A 21,090-nucleotide genomic window follows, 5' to 3' on the forward strand; every position below is an offset into this window, starting at 1 on the left:
CTCCATTCGGAGGCTTTTTTATTGATCGAAATACTTTTAATGAGTGATTATTCATTTTTAAGCTGGCAATTGACCATCCATTTAATACCGAACTGATCGGTAAATGCGCCATAGAGTGCACCCCAAAAGGTCTTTTCGAGAGGCATTTCTATAGAGCCACCTTTGGACAATGCATCAAACAATCGTTTGGCTTCAGCTTGTTCACTGCTTTCTAAATTAATCGAAATATAGTGATTGCTGCCTAAGGTAAAGGGTTGATTGGATTGCGCACAGAATTGTTCGTTGACATCTGAGGCCATCAGCACGTTAAATTCATTGATCGGTAGGGAAATATGCATAATCTTTTGCAGTTCTGCATCGGATAGTGAAATGCCTTCCTCAGCAGGCATTTCACCATAACGCATCACATTGAGGAACTCTCCACCAAATACAGAGCGATAAAAATTAAAGGCTGCTTCGGTATTGCCTTGAAAATTCAAGTAGTGATTGAGCTGCATAATGGTCATCCATTTTTTATTATGTCGACATTTATTTTAAGAGCCTTTGCTGACCTGTATGTGAATAATTTATGTCTAAAATGTAAGCATAAAAAATCCCTCTTACAGAGGGGTTTTCAGTCCCCCTCCTTTATTAAAGGAGGGGTTAGGGGAGGATTAAAGAATATTCCCTCTAAATCGCCCTTTGTGAAGGGAGACAGCAGAGGATTAAAGCAATTCAATAGCCACAGCAGTCGCTTCACCACCACCAATACATAGCGCTGCAATACCACGTTTACCACCAGTACGTTTTAATGCATGGATCAGCGTTAGGATAATACGTGAACCGGTAGAACCAACTGGATGTCCAAGCGCACAAGCACCACCGTTGACATTTACTTTTTCAGCATCTAATTTAAATTCATCAATAGGGCACATCGTGACCATGGCAAAAGCTTCATTGATTTCCCATAAATCTACGTCAGCAACATTCCAACCCGATTTATCTAGAACTTTTTGAATTGCGCCTACAGGTGCAATGGTAAACTCGGATGGATGTTGTGAATTTGATGCATAAGCCACAATTTTTGCGAGCGGATTTAAACCTTTTGCTGAAGCTTGATCTGCTGAAGTTAAAACTAAAGCAGACGCACCATCAGAAATAGAACTTGCATTGGCAGCGGTAATCGTTCCATCTTTAGCAAAAGCAGGGCGCAGCGTTGGAATTTTTTCGATATTGGCGTTAAAAGGCTGTTCGTCTTTATCGATAATCACATCGCCTTTACGACTCGAAACAGTGACAGGCACGATTTCGTCAGCAAAATAACCCTCAGTAATTGCAGTTTGTGCACGTTTAAGCGAGCGAATGGCGAAGTCATCCATTTGTTCACGTGTATAGCCTTTGGTATTTGCCATATCCTGCGCAAAAGAACCCATGAGTCGGCCCGTTTCTGCATCTTCTAGGCCATCTAAGAACATATGATCTTTAACATCACCATGGCCCATACGGTAGCCAGCTCGTGCTTTGGTCAATACATACGGCGCATTGGTCATTGACTCCATACCACCTGCAACCACGACTTGAGCCGAACCTGCCTTAATCATATCTGCCGCTTGCATCACGGCCTTCATACCTGAACCACACAGCTTGTTGATGGTTACGGCACCAGTTGAATCTGGAAGACCGGCTTTACGCATCGCTTGACGGGCAGGACCTTGTTTCAGACCAGCCGGAAGCACACAGCCCATAATGACTTCTTCAACATCTGTCGGTTGTAAACCCGCGCGTTCGATGGCTGCTTTAATCGTAACTGCGCCTAATTCTGGTGCAGTGACAGCGGCTAAACTCCCTTGAAAACCACCCATTGCTGTACGGGCACCATTCACGATGACGATATCAGTCATTACATGTCTCCATTTTCTTATACATTAATTTTTGAATACGTCAGCAGTATAAGTAAAATTGAACAGGAATAAAGCAAATTTAAAAGGCTGCTTTGGACTCACCGGTTCTCAAATTAGCAACTGGTTGGGTTTTCAAATCGTAAATGTCCCATTCGACTTAAGACTGCTCGGATCGGTTGAAGCGTTGATTTCGAACAGTAGTAGAAACTACCATTTGAACCATTGGGTAAACCGGAGCTAGCCTGAAAGGTTAGGCTCGGAATGTGTAAAGTCCCACGCCAAGACAGATCGCCATATTTTAAATTGAGTTTATCTTGCAGCAATATTTTTTCATTTGCGTCGACTTGACGGTTTTTATTACTGTCAATAAATATGATCAGACCACTGTTCCAGTTGTTAGGTTGGCAAAGTTTAAAGTTAAGACTAGGACAAATCACAATATTGGAATGATAAATAGTGGCCTGAGCCCGTGCGAATGCATTGTGATTCTGAATAGTCAATTTGATGTTATTCGCTTCTCGCTGCGCCATTAAATTGTTGAAATGTGGTAAAGCTATCGTCACGATAATGACCATAATCGCAATTGAGACCAAAAGTTCAAATAACGTAAAGCCGGTTTCTTTATTGTAAAGCATTGATTTAATCCAAAATTTAATATTATTTTTATATGTCTAATGTTATATGTGTTTTTAATGGCGATATTAATTTTGAGTATAGAATTTTATTACTCAATTTTAGATAAAGCTGTTAAAATGAAAATAGCAAGTGACAATAGGCGATTCACTGCTCAAAATTGAGTAAAAATTTACCGAATTACAACGGAAATTGTAAGTAATTTTGTCAATAATTTACTTGATTAGATTAATCAAGCACTTGGAAAAAGAATAAAGTGTTTGTATGATTCAGCGTAAATAGCTTAAAAAAAAACTGGGGTATAAGAAAGCCTATCTCAGGATAGCCAATTTTTCGGCTTGAGCTTGAACAACAATTGTTATCTCTGGAGGATAAATCCATGAAAATGAGTCGTATTGCATTAGCAATGCTCGTAGCTGCTCCTTTAGCAGCTGCAAACGCAGGCGTAACTGTTACTCCATTAATGCTTGGTTACACTTTCCAAGATTCTCAACACAACAACAGCCGTGGCAACTTAACTGAAAGTCCTGAGCTACAAGACGACTTGTTTGTTGGTGCAGCACTTGGTGTTGAATTAACTCCATGGTTAGGTTTCGAAGCTGAATATAACCAAGTGAAAGGTGATGTAGACGTTGATTTCGGCGAATACAAACAAACTCAAATCAACGGTAACTTCTATGCTACTTCTGATTTGATCACTAAAAACTATGACAGCAAAGTTAAGCCATATGTATTGTTAGGTGCTGGTCACTACAAATACAAATTTGACGACGTAAATGCTCGTGGTGCTGGCACTGACCGTGGTACTACTGAAGAAGGTACTTTAGGTAATGCAGGTCTTGGTGCTTTCTGGCGCTTAAACGATGCTTTATCTCTACGTACTGAAGCTCGTGCTACTTACAACATCGATGAAGATTTCTGGAACTATACAGCTTTAGCTGGTCTTAACGTAGTTCTTGGCGGTCACTTGAAACCTGCTGCTCCTGTAGTTGAAGTTGCTCCTGTAACTCCAGTTGCTCCAGTTGCTCCAGCTCCTCAAGAGTTGACTGAAGATCTTAACATGGAACTTCGTGTGTTCTTTGATACAAACAAATCAAACATCAAAGATCAATACAAACCTGAAATTGCTAAAGTAGCTGAAAAATTAGGCGAATACCCTAATGCTACAGCTAACATCGAAGGTCACACAGATAACACTGGTCCACGTGCTCTAAACGAACGTTTATCACTAGCTCGTGCTAACTCTGTTAAATCTTCGCTTGTTAACGAATACAACGTTGACCCAGCTCGTTTATCTACTCAAGGTTTCGCGTGGGATCAACCAATCGCTGACAACAACACTAAAGAAGGTCGTGCTATGAACCGTCGCGTATTCGCTACGATTTCTGGTAGCCGTACTGTAGTGGCTCAACCTGGTCAAGCTCAATAATTTGAGTTTAACTTCGGTTAGAAAAAAGCGGCTCTTTTGAGTCGCTTTTTTTTATGTCAAAAAATTAAAAAAGAGACTTAAATTTGGCTAAAAGGCACTAACCAAAATGCCTTATTAACTTTTGAATAATCGTAGGATGTAAATGGATACATCTATTCAAAGGCAATAAAGCATGTAAAAATTCAAATTATTTGTATGTTAATTAATCATTTGTTTGCCTAAGAGCTTTAATTGAACATACACAGATTGTATTTATTTTTTTATAAAATCAATAATAAACAATTATTTACATTTGTCTTATCTACAATTTATAAAAAATTAATATTTATATTTCTCATTAAAAAAATATAATCATCGGGATTCATGATGAAGTTGAGAATTATTCTAAATATAATAATGATTATTATTCAAATAAAACTAATCTTGAAATGATGAATAATTTTGCAAAAACACACTTAGTACGTTCAATAACTATAGTGCTACTCGGTGTTGGAGGGGCTACTTCTGCGCTTGCAGCGGATACAACGGTACTTGAGACGATTGAAGTTGAGGTGCCAGCCGAAAAGCAGCTTGCAAATGGAAAATTGAAAGCGCAAACAGACCTTGGTGCACTGGGAAATCAAAAAATTGTTGATACGCCATTTAGCGTTGCTGCATATAGTGAAAAGTTAATTGAAGAACAACAAGCGACCACCGTGGGTGAAGTGCTGAGAAATGATGCAAGTATCCGCATTACCACCAATCAAGGCCACTTGAATGAAAACTTTAACCTACGTGGTTTTGATGTTAATCATGATGATATTGCATTGAATGGTATGTATGGTATGGCACCTTATGGGCGTGTACCAACTGAATTTTTAGATTCGGTAACGGTTTTAAAAGGTCCGAATGCATTGGTTGCAGGTATGTCGCCTGCAGGTGGAGTGGGTGGTGTTGTCATTGCCAAAACTAAGCGTGCAGATAAAGAAAAAACTCAAGTTTCAGCTTCAATGGAAGAAGGTGGTTTTTACCAATCAGGTTTTGACGTTTCGCGACGTTTTGGTGCTGAAAAAGAATTTGGTCTACGTGTGAATGGTGCTTATGGTCAAGGTGAGCACATTATTGAAGGCATGGAAGATAAACATGCATCAGGTGCAATTGCTGCAGACTATACAACGGATAAGTTAAAACTTAATTTTGATGCCTATGCGGTACGTGATGATCGTAATGGTGGGTCACCTGCAATGGCCGCGTTCGGCGTGAAAGATGCACATGGTCATATCTATAATGGCGTACTTGATGCGCCTAAAGGCGATACCAATTATTTTAGTAATTTAGAAGGTCATACAGATAGTGAGTTTGTAGGATTAAGTGGTGAATATGCATTCACGCCTGATTTAAATGTGTATGCGGGTGTAGGGTATATTGAAAAGGCCTATAGCGGACACATTTTTGGTACGCGTCTTATCGTAGGGCAAGCTGATGGTCATGCTACTTCACAGTACTATCGTACAGGGTCATCTGAGTCGATTACATCAGCCAATACAGGTTTCCAATATAAGTTTAATACAGGTGCTGTAAAACATGCTGTAAATGTTCGAGCTGATTATTTGACCAAAGAAACAGATCAGCATGTTGCGGCAACACAAGAGAAAATTAATTCAACTAATTTGTATGATCCTGATAAGACTGTAGGAATGCCTTCTGCGTACCCAGTGGTTAAACCGAATTTAGATAATAAATATACTAGCTATACGGTATCTGATCAGATTTCAATGTTGGATGATAAGTTACAATTTATTGTTGGTGCACGTTATCAAGATATCGACACCAAGAATTTACAGAAAAAAACAGGCTATCAAGACGATAAAATATCCCCAAGCTTAGGTATTGTGGTTAAACCATTTGGTGAGAATATTTCTATTTATGTAAACTATGTTGAAGGTCTTTCTGAAGGTGTAACGGTGAATAACGTTGCAGATGCCAACAATAATGTCACCTTTGCGCCATTCCAAACCAAACAATATGAATTGGGTGCTAAATATCAAACAGGTAGTTGGTTAAATACATTTGCACTGTATCAAATTGAAAAACCATCGACGATGTCTTCTGATTATTCTGATGGAATTACCGGCAGTAGTGTTAATCAAATCACAACAGATGATGCAGAAACACGTTCACGTGGCGTCGAATGGGTATTTTCTGGAGAGATTTATACAGGACTAAATCTGATGGGTAGTTTGGCGTATATTGATGCTGAATATACCAAAGCAGCGGTGAAAAGTGGCGTAACTAATCAAGGTAATACGGTATATGGTATTCCTGACTTTACCGCAACACTCAGCTTGGATTATGCAGTGCCGTATGTGGATGGTTTGAATGTCAATGCACGTGCAAACTACGTGAGTGAACAGTACTTAAATGAAACCAATACACTTAAACTGCCAGACTACACAATTTTAGATCTTGGTGCGCGCTATAAAACTCAATTAGGTGGTGTGAACACAACGTTCTTAGCGAATATTGATAACGTGACTGATGAAAAATATTGGGAAGGTACATTTAACTCAGGCTATGCCTTAGTGGGTGGTCCACGTACCTATAAAGTTGGCTTAACATTCGACTTTTAAATAACCAATACACGTCAATTCAAAAAGCCACCTATTTAAGGTGGCTTTTTTTCAAACTAATTGAGCAAGTTATTAGCTTAATGAATGTCTAATTTAGGGAATATATTGCTTCACCACACCATCATCCAGCAGCTGCTGAAAATGCTCAACAAGACTGGTTTCAATATTGCGGTAGCTGATGCCTAGCTCGGACTTACTTTTGTCGGCATTGAAGTAGATTGGAAAACCCATATTCAGCTCAACAAAAGACTTGGAAAAACCTGCCAGCGGGCCAAACAATTTAAATGCGGCTTTAGGCAACTGGTTGCGCGGGAAGGGGAATTTTGGACCAAAGTGCTGGCGCAGAATTTTGCCCATTTCCAGCAGGCTGAGCGTGCCGCCGCTGATAATATAACGGCCTTTTGCATTTGGGTTAAAGGCTGCTTGCAAGTGTGCATCCGCAACATCACGGACATCTACAATGCCATTCCACATCGGCGGTACACCTGCGAGGGTCATACCGTTAGCAAACTGCTCAAGCACTTCAACGCTGCCAGACTTGGTCATCGCAGTTAGTGAAGGGCCAAGAACCAGCGCTGGGTTGACACAAACCAGTTCCCAGCGGTTTTGTGCTTTTTGCATATCCCAAGCTTTGCGCTCCGCCATGACTTTTGAATATGGATAGGGCTGATGGGTTTCAGAGCTGGTGGTGTTCCAGTGAGACTCATCAAATTGGTTATTTGCTGTTTGCTTAATGTCGATCGCATCGCCATAAGTTGAAGCAATACTGGATGTCACCACCACGCGTTTTACAGATTCTGTTTGGTTGACGCTGTTTAATACATTTTCTGTGCCTATTACCGCAGGCTCAATAATATCTTTTACTGCATCTTTATAGTTGGTCACTACAAAAGGGGATGCCATATGGATCACAATTTCACAGCCTTGCATGGCTTCATCAAAGGCATGCGGTGTAAGTAAATTGGCTTCAAACAGTTTGAATGTGCCAGTACTTTGGTTTGCGATATTCTCTAAGTGAGCAAAGCTTTTTTTCTTATTCAGATCGCGTACGGTGGCGTGAACTGTATGTCCTTGTTCAAGCAGATTTTTAATGACCCAGCTGGCAATATAGCCTGTGGCGCCTGTAACGAGTATCGGTGTTGTCTTGGTATTCATGTTCTTCAACTTTAATTGACGCATTTTTTATCATATTGAGAATATTTAGTTTTGTCTTTGATTAATTTGAAAAAATATATTTTTATTATTGAGTTTAATGTGCTCTAAATTCAGCAGAAATCTCATGAGAGCGCTACAAAAGTGATTTTTTATTGATCTTAAAAATGCTCAGATGGGATGAGTGTTGGATAGATGCATATTCTTATGATTATGGGCGCAAAATCTCATAAATAAATGGACAAAGAGTCATATCTAACTTGTGAGCTTTAATTTAAAGCCTAGATCTTAGGTCTAGGCTTCTTCTGTTATTCACCAATTAAAATGTCTATGCGATAAACCATTTAAAATGTCCTGTTTTTAACTACAAGAGTCAAGCACAGGATTTAAATTTCTTTGTTCAATAACAACTTTCTGAGCTTTACGACTCGGCATACTTTTCTTGAGACGGGAACGTTTATTCTGTTTCTCCAATTCCTCATGTTGCTGCTGGATATGGGCCAGGACCGAACCTAATCTTTTATTCTCAACCACTTCATTCTGCTGTAGTCCAGCCAGTTTATTGAAGACGCTATAGTTGATCTTCCGTCCTTCATGCATAATTGCCACAGTACCATCCGGGTACTCCAGAAATGAAATGTATTGCCCAACAAGCTTATGATTCAGCTCTGTCGGTTCAAGCATATAAATACACTTGTCATAGGTCAGGGTCAGATTCTTGGTGACCTTACGCGGTTCCTGCCAGGTAAAAATATCATCCAGTTCAAGATCAGATTCGCTTAATGGCCGATGCAGGTTCTTTGAGTTTCGCGCACATTTGGCGAACTTCTGATTGAACTGCTCAATAAAGCAGGGTAACCATATATTGGCCTCTGCAATCGAACCGATGCCTTCCAGGCGCATCTCTTTGATCAGACGGTCCTGAAGGGTTCTGTTGGCACGTTCCACACGACCTTTGGCTTGAGGGGAGTTAGCGAAAATGATATCGATATTGAGAGTGCTCAGAACACGTCCAAACTGGGTAATCTTGGTGTCTTTCTTGCTACTTTGATTCACCCTAAAAACTGAATGTTTGTCACTGTAAAATGCCAATGGCTTACCATGCTGTTCGATATATAAACGTGTCGAAATCATATAGTCAAAGGCTGACTCTGACGCACAGAAGCGTAAATGCTGCAATTTTCCTGTGGCATCATCGATAAATACCAGTAGGCAGCACTTGGCAGAACGGCCTTCAAACCAATCATGGTGTGAGCCATCAATTTGGATCAATTCACCATAACAATCTCGGTTATAACGAGGCTGATATGGTCGTTTCAGGCGCTTGCAGCGAGGGATCCATAAATCGGCTGCAATCATCCAAGAACGTAGTGTTTCCACTGAAATATCAAATCCATGAACAGTGGTGAGCTTTTCATGCGCTAAAGTGGGTCCGAAACCATAAAGTTGATCTGAAACAATATTGAGACACTTAAGTCTGAGTTCTTCAGGAAGTTTAGAATTGCTGATTTGGCCACGACCGGCATGGGCTAATGCAGCGGGACCTTGAGCTTTGTATTTCTGCAGTAAGCGTCTGATCTGACGTTCTGAGATATGAAGTAGCTGAGCAGCCTGGGATTGAGTTATACGTTGATCACAGATTTCTTGCAAGACCGACAATCGTTTAAGTTCTTTATCCGACATAGACACCAACATATCAAACCGTCCGCTAAGGAAATTGCAAAAGCGCATATTCTAAAAGCGGACATTTTTACTTTGGAGAAACCGGACATTTCTACTTTGGGCTTACATTTTCATTTCGTATAACAGCCATTATGTTAAATGGAGGAGATCTGACATAATTCTTGGCTTCAGTTAACTTTCTAAAAATCTTATGACTACACTTAATATCGAAAAGAAAGCAAATCCCCTTTTAAGTGATGAGGCTCAAGAATTGTTGTGTTTTGCAACAATTAGTGAATCTAAATCTTGGAAAGATGTTCTCAATTTGTATTTAGAAATTAAAGCAAAAAATGCTCCTAAGAAAGTGTTAATGCTTTTAGAAGATATAGGACAGTGTGAATATACGTCTATGCATGCTTCGATGGGAGATGGACTTTATTTTGATACATCGGAAATTATTGAAGAGGGTGAAGATGAAGATATAAGCTATGACAACACCCTGCCATTTCAGGTTAAGTATCATATTGATCAATTATTAAGATCTGAAAATAAGGTGAACATTCATGATCTACATGGAAAATTTAATTATAGTGATCAAGACCTATCTGTTTTATTAAAAATTAATGAGCAGCCTGAAAAAATTTTAGATGAAGTTATTCAAATTAAATTAGTTAATTCTGAAAATGATCATGAAAAATTTGCAGCACAGCTCAATGGATATTTTAGTTGTGATCTATCTCCTTTTGAATCTTTCAGTTTAATCCAATATTTGGATAAGAATTTTGATCTAGAATATGTTGGCTTAGGTGCGAGTTTATTATTTTTTATCAAGAAGCCAAGCTTTACCTTAGAGAAACTGGATTCTCTCTTCGAAGAATTAGATAACATTTATTCTTATAATCAAGAAACTAGTAGTAGGTTGAAACGACATTTATCAGATCATAATTATATGATCTTACCGTATGTTGATTCTCTAGATATATTTGATTTAGATGGATAATGAATATTAAGTTCCCCTAAAATTAACATAATACACGCTATACGAATACTAACTTTTATTTCATATAAATCATTATTTTATGCTGATATGAAAAGCCCTATCATCACAGATTGGGCTTTTTTGTTGATTCTTCATCTTCCACGGTTTTTTTAATGAAATCTAATGCTATAGCAACCAAAAATGTACAGATTAAATAAGAATAGATGTCCACGTGGTTATTGATTTGCAGAAAGACAAATAACAGGTTGGGGGAGCAATTGGGGGGTAAATTCACGTACAATATCAACTAATTTGCAGGTAGATATCCTGCCTTATCAGATGATTCTGTTCTCCCGTTGAATATTGGCATACATATGGCGCAAGCAAAGAAATCTTTTCCGCAGCAAAAGTCGGAATTACATGCACGAAATCTGCACCGTAGTCGTTACGATTTTCCTCAGTTAATCAAGAGCTGTAAGGAACTTGCACCTTTTGTCAGCCCAAATAAATATAACGATTTATCGGTAGATTTTTCTGATCCGCACGCTGTGAAAATGTTGAATAAAGCATTGCTCAAGCATTTTTATGGCATTCAATATTGGGATATTCCTCAAGATTATCTTTGTCCGCCTATTCCGGGGCGAGCGGACTATATCCACTATTTGGCTGACTTGTTGAGTGCTAACAATAAAGGTCTGATTCCAGCTGGAAACACCGTTCAAGTCTTAGATATTGGCGTTGGCGCGAACTGTATTTATCCGATCATTGGTCATCGAAGCTATGGCTGGAAATTTGTCGGCTCAGACATTCATGCTGCATCGGTTAAAAGTGCCCAATTTATTGTGGAGGCAAATCCGAATCTGCGTAAAGGTATTCAGATTCGATTGCAGAAAAAAGCGAGCAATATTTTCAATGGTGTGATCAAACCTTCAGATCGTTTTGATTTGACCATGTGTAATCCGCCATTTCATGCCTCGCAAGATGAAGCCAACGCGACAGCAACGCAAAAATTAAGAAAACTGGGCAAGCCGGTTGATCGTACCAAGGTGGTGTTAAACTTTGGAGGTCAAAAAAACGAACTCTGGTGTGATGGCGGCGAAGAACGATTTGTCTGCCAAATGGTGCAAGAGAGCATTCAGTTTGCAGAGCAATGCCTTTGGTTTAGTACACTAGTTTCCAAGAAAACAACATTGCCAGTGCTTTTAAAGGCCTTAGCGAAGAGCGGCGCAGTGGATGTGAAAACTATTAAAATGACTCAGGGACAAAAAGAAAGCCGTTTTGTCGCTTGGACTTTTTTAGATTCAAAGCAGCAGCAAGCATGGAACAATGCACGTTGGACTTCAGCTTAAGTCTGTCTTCTTTGGAAATTTGGGTCATCAGTGCACTATTCCATGAATAGAGGCGAGGCATTGCAAGTATGGCGTCTTGGATCAATCCGGCGAATTTTTGCTAAACAAGACGCATTGTTAATTGTTACAAAAAACAGCATCTAGCGATTTTTGATTATTTCGTGTTCTAAATGCCTTAAATTTTCTGCAAGGGCTTCTTTTATATGTGAAAAATGCGCGGAATTGAACTGCAAATGCGTATGTTTATCATTTAAATTTTATATAAATCATAAACTTACAAAAATTATATTTTGCATTCATTTTGAAACTTGTCCATAATATTTGAAAAGGGTATGGAGTGAAGAAAATGCGTGGCAATCCAGAAGTCGTAGACTACTTAAATATGCTGATCGGTGGCGAACTGGCTGCTCGTGATCAATACTTAATTCATTCCCGTATGTATGAAGATTGGGGCCTGAGCAAAATCTTTGAACGTATCGATCATGAAAGCCAAGAAGAAGGCTCACATGCAGATGCATTGATTCGTCGCGTATTGTTCCTTGAAGGAACGCCGAATATGAATCGTGATGATATTGAAGTCGGTACAGACGTTGTGACCTGTTTAAAAGCGGATTTGGCGCTTGAATATCATGTTCGTGAGAAACTAGCACAAGGCGTAAAATTGTGTGAAGAAAAAGGTGACTATGTGACCCGTGACATGCTACGTCAGCAAATGTCAGATACTGAAGAAGATCATACTTACTGGCTTGAAAAGCAAATGCGTTTGATCGAACTGATTGGCTTACCAAACTATATTCAGTCTCAAATGTAAATTGCGAAAGAATCTAAAGACCCAGCACAAGCTGGGTTTTTTATTAAGTCATGAAAACTATTGTTGTAGTTTTTTGATATCTGCCAAAACTTGCGCCGCATGTGTCTGTGTATTCACACTACTGTAGTGATAAACAATAATACCTTTCGGATCAATGAGAAAAGTTTCACGTTTGGCAACTTTTAAAATCCCTAAGTTTCGTACAATACCTAACTGTGTAGCCAGCTTATGTTGCTGGTCGGCAAGAATTGGAAAGGGAAGTCCCAGTGCTTCAGAGAACTTTTGATGTGAAGCAACATCATCTAAGCTTGCGCCCAAAACAACCGCATTAGTTTTAAAAAATTGTGGATACAGGGTTTTAAATTGATTGGCTTCTTCTGTACAACCGGGTGAGTTGTCTTTGGGGTAAAAGTACAGAACAAGCCATTTCCCTTGATATTGCTTCAGTTCGTGCCATTTTCCATTTTGATCTTGCAATTTAAAGTTGGGTGCGGGTGTGCCTACCCATTGTTTTTGTTTGTTTTGACTGGTGCTGAGTATTGATGTTTCGGCAACTGTGATTTGGGTAGTTGCTATTAAAGCATATGTCATGAAACAGATTTTAAGGAATGAAGAAACTTTCATAGAGCATCAGTTTATATTGTTCTTTATCTGATCTTAGCAAATTTTAAAGCGATGTAGGCAGTCAGATTTTATATCTATTGAAATTGATTCCAAATGTATTTTGCAAATCGGTTGATGTGCTGAAATGCCACTATCAAACTTACTTTGAACTTTTATACTATTTGGAATCGGTTAATTTTAGAGTTTGCATTGAATCAACATATTTTACTTATTACTGGCTGGGGCGGCGGTCGTAAATTACTTGCTCCTTTACAGCAGGCATTGATCACACAAGGTTATCAGGTCGAATTATGGAATATTTTTGATGCCTTAAATCTAGAAGTGATCGAACAGAAAGTTGAATTGGCGCAGAAATTTGATGTGATTATTGGCTGGTCTCTTGGTGGTCAATTGGCGACGATTTTGGTAGATGAAATTCAAAAAAAATATCAACAACAGAAAGCGCTGATCACATTAGGTTCAAATCCAAGTTTTGTGGCTGATGAACAGTGGCCTGCTGCGATGGATCAAGTCAGTTTTCAAAGCTTCAAACAATCTTTCGAGCAGGATGCAATTTCGACCCTAAAAAAGTTTGGTTATATGGTTTGTCAGGGCACTGATAGCAGCAAGCAAGATTTCATCACCTTGCAAAGTTTGATTCAAGCGCAAAATTTAGATGTGCTTCGAGCAGGATTGAACTGTTTGGAGAAGCTTAATAATGTCAGTATCTTGAAAAATTACACTGGTCATCAATACCATTTGTTTGCTAAGCAAGATTTTTTAGTTAGTTACAAAGTTGAACGCTTACTGCGTAATTTAGCTGTAAAGTTTTTGGAGACTGAATTGGTTTCTGGCTCACATGGCTTTCCATTGTTTCAATCTGAAGTCATAAGTTGCAAAATCTGCCAATATTTAAAGAAAATAGAACAAATCTCTGACTAGCTGGGCTTTATGGCAATTTATTTTTCATTGCCGTGGGTTTAACATCTTGCCACATTGATGTTTTAGCCTGATACATGGAGTGAGGGATGGCCAATTTAACCGATCTACAATTTGATCAGCAGCATATTTGGCATCCCTATACATCGATGACTCAGCCCCTTCCAACGTTTAAAGTGAAACGTGCACAAGGGGTGATGATTGAGCTTGAAGATGGTCATCAATTGATTGATGGTATGTCTTCATGGTGGTGTGCGATTCATGGTTATAACCATCCCGAGCTAAATCAGGCAGTGACCGATCAACTGCAACAGATGTCACATATCATGTTCGGTGGATTGACGCATGATCCCGCGATTCAACTGGCTAAATTACTGTTAAAAATCACCCCGCCCAGTTTAGATAAAATTTTCTTTGCTGACTCAGGTTCGGTTGCTGTCGAAGTGGCCTTAAAAATGGCGGTGCAGTATTGGGCGTCTTTGCATCAACCGAATAAAACCAATTTTGTCACTCCACGTTCTGGCTATCATGGCGACACTTGGAATGCGATGTCTGTGTGTGATCCCGTGACAGGAATGCATCAGATATTTGGTTCCAGTTTGCCCAATCGATTTTTTGTTCCCGAGCCGCAAGTTGGCTTTTATGAAGAATGGAATCCAGCGGATATTGCTGAACTGGAAAAGACACTCGCCGAACAGCATGCGCAGATTGCAGGCCTGATTTTAGAGCCGATCGTGCAAGGTGCCGGAGGTATGCGTTTCTATCATCCTGAATATTTGCGTCACGCTAAATTACTCTGCGAGAAATATCAGGTCTTATTGATTTTTGATGAAATTGCTACAGGCTTTGGCCGTACCGGAAAATTATTTGCATGGGAATGGGCCGCAGTTGAGCCAGATATTATGTGTATTGGTAAAGGACTGACAGGCGGTTATATGACCTTGTCTGCAACCCTGACTACGCAGAAAGTCGCGAATACGATTAGCCAAGGCGAAGCGGGTGTGTTTATGCATGGCCCAACCTTTATGGCAAATCCTTTGGCTTGCGCTGTGGCTGTAAAAAGTACCGAACTGCTGCTGTCTCGAGATTGGCAAGCGAATATTCGACGTATCGAAACACAATTGAAGTTTCATTTACCAGCACTTTCATCGCTTGAACATGTCAAAGATGTGCGAATACTTGGTGCAATTGGTGTGGTGGAATTGACCTTTAATGTAGATATGAAAACGCTACAACAGGAGTTTGTCCGTCGTGGTATTTGGATTCGTCCATTTGGAAAACTGGTTTATGTGATGCCCCCATATATTATTTCAGAGCATGAATTAAAAAATTTGTTAGAACACATGGTTGAGGTGGTGAAAAACATGGTGCAGCCAGCATGAATCTGCTCAACCATTTTTCAGATCAACTTGATCAACTAAAACAGCACGGCAACTTACGTCAGTTCGCTACAAATCATCAGCACGATCGTTACATTAGTATTCACGATCGCAACATGTTGAATTTAGCGTCAAATGACTATTTAGGTTTGGCTTCAAACCTACATCTACGTGAACAGTTTTTTGATGAAACCCCGAACGCACAGCGTTGGATGAGTTCATCCTCTTCGCGGTTGCTGACGGGCAATTTTCCAGAATATGAGCAACTTGAATCAACATTAAGTGATGCCTTTCATGGTCGTGCAGCGCTGCTCTTTAATAGCGGTTACCACATGAATATCGGTATTTTACCTTCGCTCGCAGACAGTAAAACCTTGATATTGGCGGATAAGTTAATTCATGCCAGTATGATTGATGGCATCCGATTATCGAGTGCGAAATATGTACGTTATCGCCATAATGATTTGGCACATTTATCTCAGCTTTTATGCAAATATCATGAAGATGAGGCTTTTGAGCGGATCATTGTAGTGACGGAATCGATTTTCAGCATGGATGGTGATGAAACCGATTTGGCTGAACTGGTACGGATTAAAAAACAATTTCCCAAAGTGATGTTGTATGTCGATGAGGCGCATGCAATCGGTGTGCGCGGTGAGCGTGGTTTAGGCTGTGCTGAGCAATATCAGGTGATGGATGATATTGATCTTTTAGTCGGGACATTTGGTAAAGCACTGGCTTCAATAGGGGGGTATCTCATCTGTCATGCGATTATTCGTGACTATTTGATTAACTCGATGCGACCGTTGATTTTTAGTACCGCACAGCCCCCGATCTGTATGGCGTGGACAGATTTTATCTTCAAGAATGTTTTAAATTTAAAAGCAGAGCGTCAATATTTACAGCAAATCAGTCAAAGTTTGCAGCGAGCTGTGCAAGACAAAGGTTTTGATTGTCCATCTACATCACATATTGTGCCCGTCATTATTGGCGAGTCGAATAAAACTGTTGCCAAGGCTCAAGCTTTGCAAGCGGCAGGTTTTTATATCATGCCTGTACGTCCACCCACTGTGCCGCAGCATAGTTCGCGCTTACGCATTTCACTCACTGCTCAGATTGCACAAACAGATCTTGATCAGTTGACTCAATTGTTGTGAGTGACTTGTGAATAATATTGAGATTAATAAATCCCAAGTGGCTTTGCGATTTGCTCAGGCAGGGCAGAGCTATGCTGAACATGCCGTTGTACAAAAAGAGATTGCTCAACATTTATTTGAGTTGATGCAGCAGTATTGTCTAAAGTTGCAAAATCATCCTATAGAAACGGTTTTTGAAATTGGATGTGGCTCGGGGAATTTAAGCCATTTAATGCTGGAAAATATGCAAATCAATCATTTGGTTTTAAATGATCTATATGCAGAAATTCAACAGCATTTTCCGTCAAGTCCGCAGATTCAGTACAGACTTGGAGATATCGAACAACTTGAATTTCCACAGCATATCGACTTGATCGCAACTAGTTCGGCTTTGCAATGGGTAGGGAACTTTGCGGGCATTGTTGAAAAAGCCTTTCAAAATTTAAATCCAGGGGCATATTTTTGTTTTTCGACCTTTGGAAAGCAAAATTTACAGGAAATAAAAGCTTTGACTGGGCAGGGTTTGGACTACCTCGATGTTGAAATGCTTCAAGCCATATTAAGTCAAAATGGTTTTGAAATTCTGCATCTTTCAGAGCAGACAGCGGCATTATATTTTGATCATCCAAAGCAGGTTTTGCAGCATTTAAAAGCGACAGGTGTGACTGCGACAGCCTCACATTTTCGTTGGACGAAACAATCGCTCTTTGATTTTTATTCAGCATATCAACAGTTTTCTTTGCGCGATGAAACTGGGCAGATGCGTTATGCACTGACCTATCATCCGATTTTTTGTATTGCACGGAGAATGCCATGACAGGGCAAGTTTATTTCATTAGTGGGATCGATACAGGCATCGGTAAAACATATACCACGGGCTATTTGGCTAAAATATGGAATGAACAAGGGGCGCGAACGATCACGCAAAAGTTGATTCAAACAGGCAATGTCGATATTTCTGAAGATATAGAACAACATCGTCAAATTATGGGTACGGGGTTGTTGGTCGAAGATGAAACTAAACTCACGATGCCTGAAATATTTAGTTATCCTGCGTCGCCACATCTCGCCACCAAACTTGATGGACGTGACATTGATTTTGCTAAAATTGAATATGCGACAAAACGTTTAACTGAAAAATATGACAACGTTTTACTCGAAGGTGCGGGTGGTTTGATGGTGCCATTAACCACGGATCTTTTAACCATCGATTATGTTGTAGAGAAACAATATCCCGTTATTTTGGTGACTTCGGGGCGTTTGGGCAGCATTAACCATACGATTTTAAGTTTGGAAGCACTAAAAAGTCGGGGCTTAGCACTTTATGCACTGGCTTATAATTTAAATGATGAATCGCAAGATGCATTGATTTCTAAAAATACTGCTGAATATTTAAAAGCATATTTAGCCAAACACTTTGCACAAGCGTTATGGATTGATGTTCCTGTATTGGCATAATGGGCTAACTCTTTATATTGACTATGATTGGGCGTGTTTATGACGGATCATGCGTTTATAGAGCTTGCGATTCAACTCGTGAAAGAAAATATTGAGCAAGGTGGTCGCCATTTGGTGCTGTGATCGTTAAGCATGGCGTTGTGGTGAGTACAGGGGTGAACCAAATATTAATCTCAGGTGATCCGACATCTCATGCTGAGTTAAATGCATTAAGACAAGCCGCCCAAGATTTAAATACGACGTCTTTGAAGGATTGTGTCGTTTATGCGAGCGGACAACCATGTCCAATGTGTTTGGCAGCTCTGCGAATGGCTGGTGTTGAAAAAATTGTATATGCCTATTCGAATGCTGATGCAGAAGCCTATGGCTTATCTACAGCAGAAATTGCCGAAAAATTAAGACTTGAACCGCACAAACAGCAAGGGTTGAGTTTTAGTCAGTTAAAGCCAAACTCTGATCATGAGCTATATGAATTTTGGAAGCAGAAAAATACTTAATAAATACTAAGAGTTTCTTTCTGAGTCACTAACTGTATAGATTTCTGTGAAGAATTAAAAAAGCCAACTGAGGTGATCAGTTGGCTTTTTTTGTTGGGGAGCAATTATTGATTTGCTGAGACCCCAATTTTTTTGACATTCAAACGTTGTGCTGCTGCCATCACCATAGCGACATCTTTATATTCTGTCATTTTGTCAGGTTGCACTTTGATCGTATCCTGATCTGCTTGTTGTGCAACACCAGCAAAAAGTGTTTCTAAAGCTTGCTTATTGGCAACGGGTTGACCATTCCAAAATAATTTACCTTGCGCATCAATCCGTAAAGTGACCGGCTCAGGCGGCTTTTCATTGGTTGGCGGTGGCGTACCGTTTGGCAAATCAATATTGATCGAGTTATTTGGAATTGGAATTGTGATAATAAACATAATGAGCAAAACCAACATCACATCGATCAATGGCGTCATGTTGACGTCCAACATAACATCATCGTCTTTATCGGAACCGACATTCATTCCCATACCTTGTCCCTCATCCGATTATGGTGCGGCAACAGGGGTGGTGACAAAAGCAATTTTGCCAATTCCTGCTGCTTGTGTTGCACTAATGACTTCATCAATCGCTTCATATTTCGTCACCTGATCGCCACGGATATGAACTTCAGGTTGCGGACGCTTTTTAGCTTCCGCTTGTAGTCGACTGATCAGCGTATCTTTATCTGCAATGTATTTTTCATTCCAGAAGATATCGCCATTTTTATTGACAGCAATCTGAATATTGATCGGTTTGGTTTCATAAGGCGTATTCTTTTCCTCAGGCAACTTCACCGGAACTGTATGGATTGCAACAGGTACTGTAATTAAGAAAATAATGAGCAGCACCAACATAATATCAACCAAAGGTGTTGTGTTAATGGCTGAAATTACATCATCTTCGTCACCATCTGAATTGACCATCATTCCCATGGCTGATGCCTCTCTTATTTTGTGTCGTTATTATTGTTTTTGATCTCACCGCTTAAAAGTACGGTGTGTAGATCTGAACCAAAGGTACGAACATTATCTAGAACTGCTTTATTACGACGTGTTAACCAGTTATAGCCAAGAACCGCAGGTACTGCTACAGCCAAACCAATTGCCGTCATAATTAGGGCTTCACCGACTGGGCCTGCAACTTTATCAATAGATGCTTGACCTGAAATACCAATTGCCGTTAAAGCATGGTAAATACCCCAAACTGTACCGAATAAACCCACAAATGGTGCAGTCGAACCTACAGTAGCGAGGAAAGCTAATCCACCACTTAAATGGCTTTGAATTTTATCGATAGCACGCTGGATTGAAATAGTTACCCATGTGTTGAAGTCGATACGTTCCAGCAGATTACCGCCGTGTTTTTTGGTTGAATTAATGCCTTTTTCTGCAATAAAGCGGTATGCACTCGATTCGTCTAAGGTTTCTGCAGCGCTATCAATTGAAGCTGCATCCCAAAATTTAGCTTCAGCTTCTTTGCCTTGGCGCTTAATTTTAGCTTGTTGAATAAATTTAGTGACCATGATGTACCAAGTTCCAATCGACATCAGGACCAAGATAAAGAGTGTCGATTTAGCAACGATGTCACCTTCACGCCATAGTGCTTCTAAGCCATACGGGTTGTGGACCTCTTGGGTTGCTGTAGGCATTGGTGGCGGTGCAGGTGTATTTGTTGTATTCGTAGTTTCTACTTGTGTTGTTGCAGTATTTGCAGATTCTTCAGCAAATGCTGCTTGCAGTGGGAGTAATGTACTTGTTACTAAAACTGTAGCAGATGCAAAAATACGCGCAGATTTCATCATTTTATTCATTTATATTCTCCAAATTTTTGTAGATTTATTAATCAAGTTTAAATTCGTATTCAATATCAAACCAATCTTCAACTGGCTCACCATTTTTGAGTGCAGGCTTAAATGTACATAAGCTGAATGCTTTGCTAGCAGCCTTATCTAGAGATTTAGTACCACTCGATTTTTTGACCTTCACTTGTTTCGCACTGCCGTCAGGCCCAACCAATACAGAGATGCGGACAGTTCCTACTTCTTCTGCCATTGCAGCTTCACGAGGGTAATCTGGTTCTTTACATCCAACGCTACCCTCAGATGCACCACGTGTTTCCCCAGCTGGTTTTGGAGCAGGGGCAGGAGCGGGTGCTGCCGCAGCGACTGGTGCAGGTGCTGCAACAGGGCTAGGAGATGGAGAGGCTGTAGGCGTAGGTGTTGAAACGGCTTTAACTGTTTGTGTTGGTGCAGCTTTTTCAACGACCTTTTGTTCAGGTTGAGGGTCTGGTGTTTTGAGCACTTCCTTAACGAGTTTTGGTAGTTCAGGTGGTTTTTCAATTGGTTTCGGTTTTTCTGGCTCAGGTTTTTTATCTTGAATAATGATTAATTCAACAGGTTCTTCTACAGTTTTCTCACCTTTTTTGGACAGGCCAGTAATTAATCCGTAGAGTACAATGAGATGCAGAAGAATGACTGCCCCAATTCCGATCAGGCGTTTGCCGGAATTATTTTCTAATTCGGAAAAGCTTTTGCCCATTACTACT

Annotated in this window: 20 protein-coding genes and 1 pseudogene; 11 read left to right on the plus strand and 10 right to left on the minus strand. The window is 40.0% G+C overall.

Translation table 11 applies throughout. The features are described 5' to 3' along the window. Positions 1-47: 47 nt before the first annotated feature. From FTU36_RS08385 to FTU36_RS08395, 3 genes are all read right to left on the minus strand, one after another. Positions 48-497: a VOC family protein gene (locus FTU36_RS08385; RefSeq protein WP_180117433.1), complete on the minus strand. Its 450-nt coding sequence runs from the start codon at positions 495-497 to the stop codon at positions 48-50. A gap of 207 nt (positions 498-704) precedes the next feature. Further along, positions 705-1,880 (minus strand): thiolase family protein, encoded by a 1,176-nt coding sequence (locus FTU36_RS08390; RefSeq protein ID WP_180114308.1) that lies wholly within the window; start codon positions 1,878-1,880, stop codon positions 705-707. A 113-nt stretch (positions 1,881-1,993) separates the two neighbouring features. Further along, positions 1,994-2,515, minus strand: a complete 522-nt coding sequence (locus FTU36_RS08395) for a GspH/FimT family pseudopilin (RefSeq protein WP_180009169.1) — start codon at positions 2,513-2,515, stop codon at positions 1,994-1,996. Positions 2,516-2,892: 377 nt separating this feature from the next. Between FTU36_RS08395 and omp38 the strand changes: the two genes are divergently transcribed. Further along, positions 2,893-3,942: an outer membrane protein Omp38 gene (gene omp38, locus FTU36_RS08400; protein WP_180009167.1), complete on the plus strand. Its 1,050-nt coding sequence runs from the start codon at positions 2,893-2,895 to the stop codon at positions 3,940-3,942. Positions 3,943-4,373: 431 nt separating this feature from the next. Next, positions 4,374-6,551 carry a TonB-dependent siderophore receptor gene (locus FTU36_RS08405; RefSeq protein ID WP_180117469.1) on the plus strand — a complete coding sequence of 726 codons (2,178 nt, stop codon included), beginning with the start codon at positions 4,374-4,376 and terminating at the stop codon, positions 6,549-6,551. A gap of 93 nt (positions 6,552-6,644) precedes the next feature. On the opposite strand, the gene FTU36_RS08410 is transcribed toward FTU36_RS08405, so the two are convergent. Then, positions 6,645-7,706: an SDR family oxidoreductase gene (locus tag FTU36_RS08410; RefSeq protein ID WP_373683069.1), complete on the minus strand. Its 1,062-nt coding sequence runs from the start codon at positions 7,704-7,706 to the stop codon at positions 6,645-6,647. A 357-nt stretch (positions 7,707-8,063) separates the two neighbouring features. After that, complete coding sequence (locus FTU36_RS08415) at positions 8,064-9,386, minus strand: ISNCY family transposase (RefSeq protein WP_180117435.1); 1,323 nt, start codon at positions 9,384-9,386, stop codon at positions 8,064-8,066. Between the two features lie 190 nt (positions 9,387-9,576). Here FTU36_RS08415 and FTU36_RS08420 point away from each other — a divergent pair, with 190 nt between their 5' ends. The 3 genes from FTU36_RS08420 (at position 9,577) to bfr (ending at position 12,504) form a co-directional block, all read left to right on the plus strand. Continuing rightward, a complete protein-coding gene (locus FTU36_RS08420) occupies positions 9,577-10,365 on the plus strand; it encodes a hypothetical protein (RefSeq protein ID WP_180011991.1) in 789 nt (262 codons plus the stop codon). A 353-nt stretch (positions 10,366-10,718) separates the two neighbouring features. After that, on the plus strand, positions 10,719-11,693 hold the full coding sequence (gene rlmF, locus FTU36_RS08425; RefSeq protein ID WP_180073180.1) for a 23S rRNA (adenine(1618)-N(6))-methyltransferase RlmF: 975 nt from the start codon (positions 10,719-10,721) through the stop codon (positions 11,691-11,693). Positions 11,694-12,039: 346 nt separating this feature from the next. Continuing rightward, positions 12,040-12,504: a bacterioferritin gene (bfr, locus tag FTU36_RS08430; RefSeq protein WP_067762676.1), complete on the plus strand. Its 465-nt coding sequence runs from the start codon at positions 12,040-12,042 to the stop codon at positions 12,502-12,504. A 57-nt stretch (positions 12,505-12,561) separates the two neighbouring features. On the opposite strand, the gene FTU36_RS08435 is transcribed toward bfr, so the two are convergent. Continuing rightward, positions 12,562-13,095 (minus strand): peroxiredoxin, encoded by a 534-nt coding sequence (locus FTU36_RS08435; protein ID WP_257224813.1) that lies wholly within the window; start codon positions 13,093-13,095, stop codon positions 12,562-12,564. A 222-nt stretch (positions 13,096-13,317) separates the two neighbouring features. On the opposite strand from FTU36_RS08435, the gene FTU36_RS08440 reads away from it, so the two are divergent. The 6 genes and pseudogenes from FTU36_RS08440 (at position 13,318) to FTU36_RS08465 (ending at position 18,516) form a co-directional block, all read left to right on the plus strand. Beyond that, a complete protein-coding gene (locus FTU36_RS08440; protein WP_180117439.1) occupies positions 13,318-14,049 on the plus strand; it encodes a hydrolase in 732 nt (243 codons plus the stop codon). Positions 14,050-14,135: 86 nt separating this feature from the next. Further along, a complete protein-coding gene (bioA, locus tag FTU36_RS08445; RefSeq protein WP_180117442.1) occupies positions 14,136-15,428 on the plus strand; it encodes an adenosylmethionine--8-amino-7-oxononanoate transaminase in 1,293 nt (430 codons plus the stop codon). Further along, a complete protein-coding gene (locus tag FTU36_RS08450; RefSeq protein WP_180117444.1) occupies positions 15,425-16,582 on the plus strand; it encodes an 8-amino-7-oxononanoate synthase in 1,158 nt (385 codons plus the stop codon). Before bioA ends, FTU36_RS08450 begins: the two co-directional genes overlap by 4 nt. Before the next feature lie 7 nt (positions 16,583-16,589). Next, on the plus strand, positions 16,590-17,378 hold the full coding sequence (gene bioC / locus FTU36_RS08455) for a malonyl-ACP O-methyltransferase BioC (RefSeq protein WP_180117446.1): 789 nt from the start codon (positions 16,590-16,592) through the stop codon (positions 17,376-17,378). Beyond that, positions 17,375-18,019 (plus strand): dethiobiotin synthase, encoded by a 645-nt coding sequence (gene bioD, locus FTU36_RS08460; RefSeq protein ID WP_180117448.1) that lies wholly within the window; start codon positions 17,375-17,377, stop codon positions 18,017-18,019. The genes bioC and bioD overlap by 4 nt, the downstream gene beginning before the upstream one ends. 39 nt (positions 18,020-18,058) lie before the next feature. Continuing rightward, a pseudogene (locus tag FTU36_RS08465) lies at positions 18,059-18,516 on the plus strand (nucleoside deaminase). Positions 18,517-18,620: 104 nt separating this feature from the next. Here FTU36_RS08465 and FTU36_RS08470 read toward each other — a convergent pair. From FTU36_RS08470 to FTU36_RS08485, 4 genes are read right to left on the minus strand one after another with little or no spacing between them, the layout of a single operon-like run. After that, entirely contained in the window at positions 18,621-19,034 is a 414-nt protein-coding gene (locus FTU36_RS08470; protein WP_078190075.1) for a biopolymer transporter ExbD, read from the minus strand. Positions 19,035-19,052: 18 nt separating this feature from the next. Next, positions 19,053-19,478, minus strand: a complete 426-nt coding sequence (locus FTU36_RS08475; protein ID WP_078190074.1) for a biopolymer transporter ExbD — start codon at positions 19,476-19,478, stop codon at positions 19,053-19,055. Positions 19,479-19,492: 14 nt separating this feature from the next. Next, the gene (locus FTU36_RS08480; RefSeq protein ID WP_180117450.1) at positions 19,493-20,356 is read right to left on the minus strand and encodes a MotA/TolQ/ExbB proton channel family protein; all 864 of its coding nucleotides are present in this window, start codon (positions 20,354-20,356) and stop codon (positions 19,493-19,495) included. A gap of 28 nt (positions 20,357-20,384) precedes the next feature. Beyond that, on the minus strand, positions 20,385-21,083 hold the full coding sequence (locus FTU36_RS08485; RefSeq protein ID WP_180055273.1) for an energy transducer TonB: 699 nt from the start codon (positions 21,081-21,083) through the stop codon (positions 20,385-20,387). Positions 21,084-21,090: the final 7 nt, after the last annotated feature.

It is taken from the genome of Acinetobacter sp. YH12096 (genome assembly GCF_013419215.1).
In the GTDB taxonomy this organism is placed as follows: domain Bacteria; phylum Pseudomonadota; class Gammaproteobacteria; order Pseudomonadales; family Moraxellaceae; genus Acinetobacter; species Acinetobacter amyesii.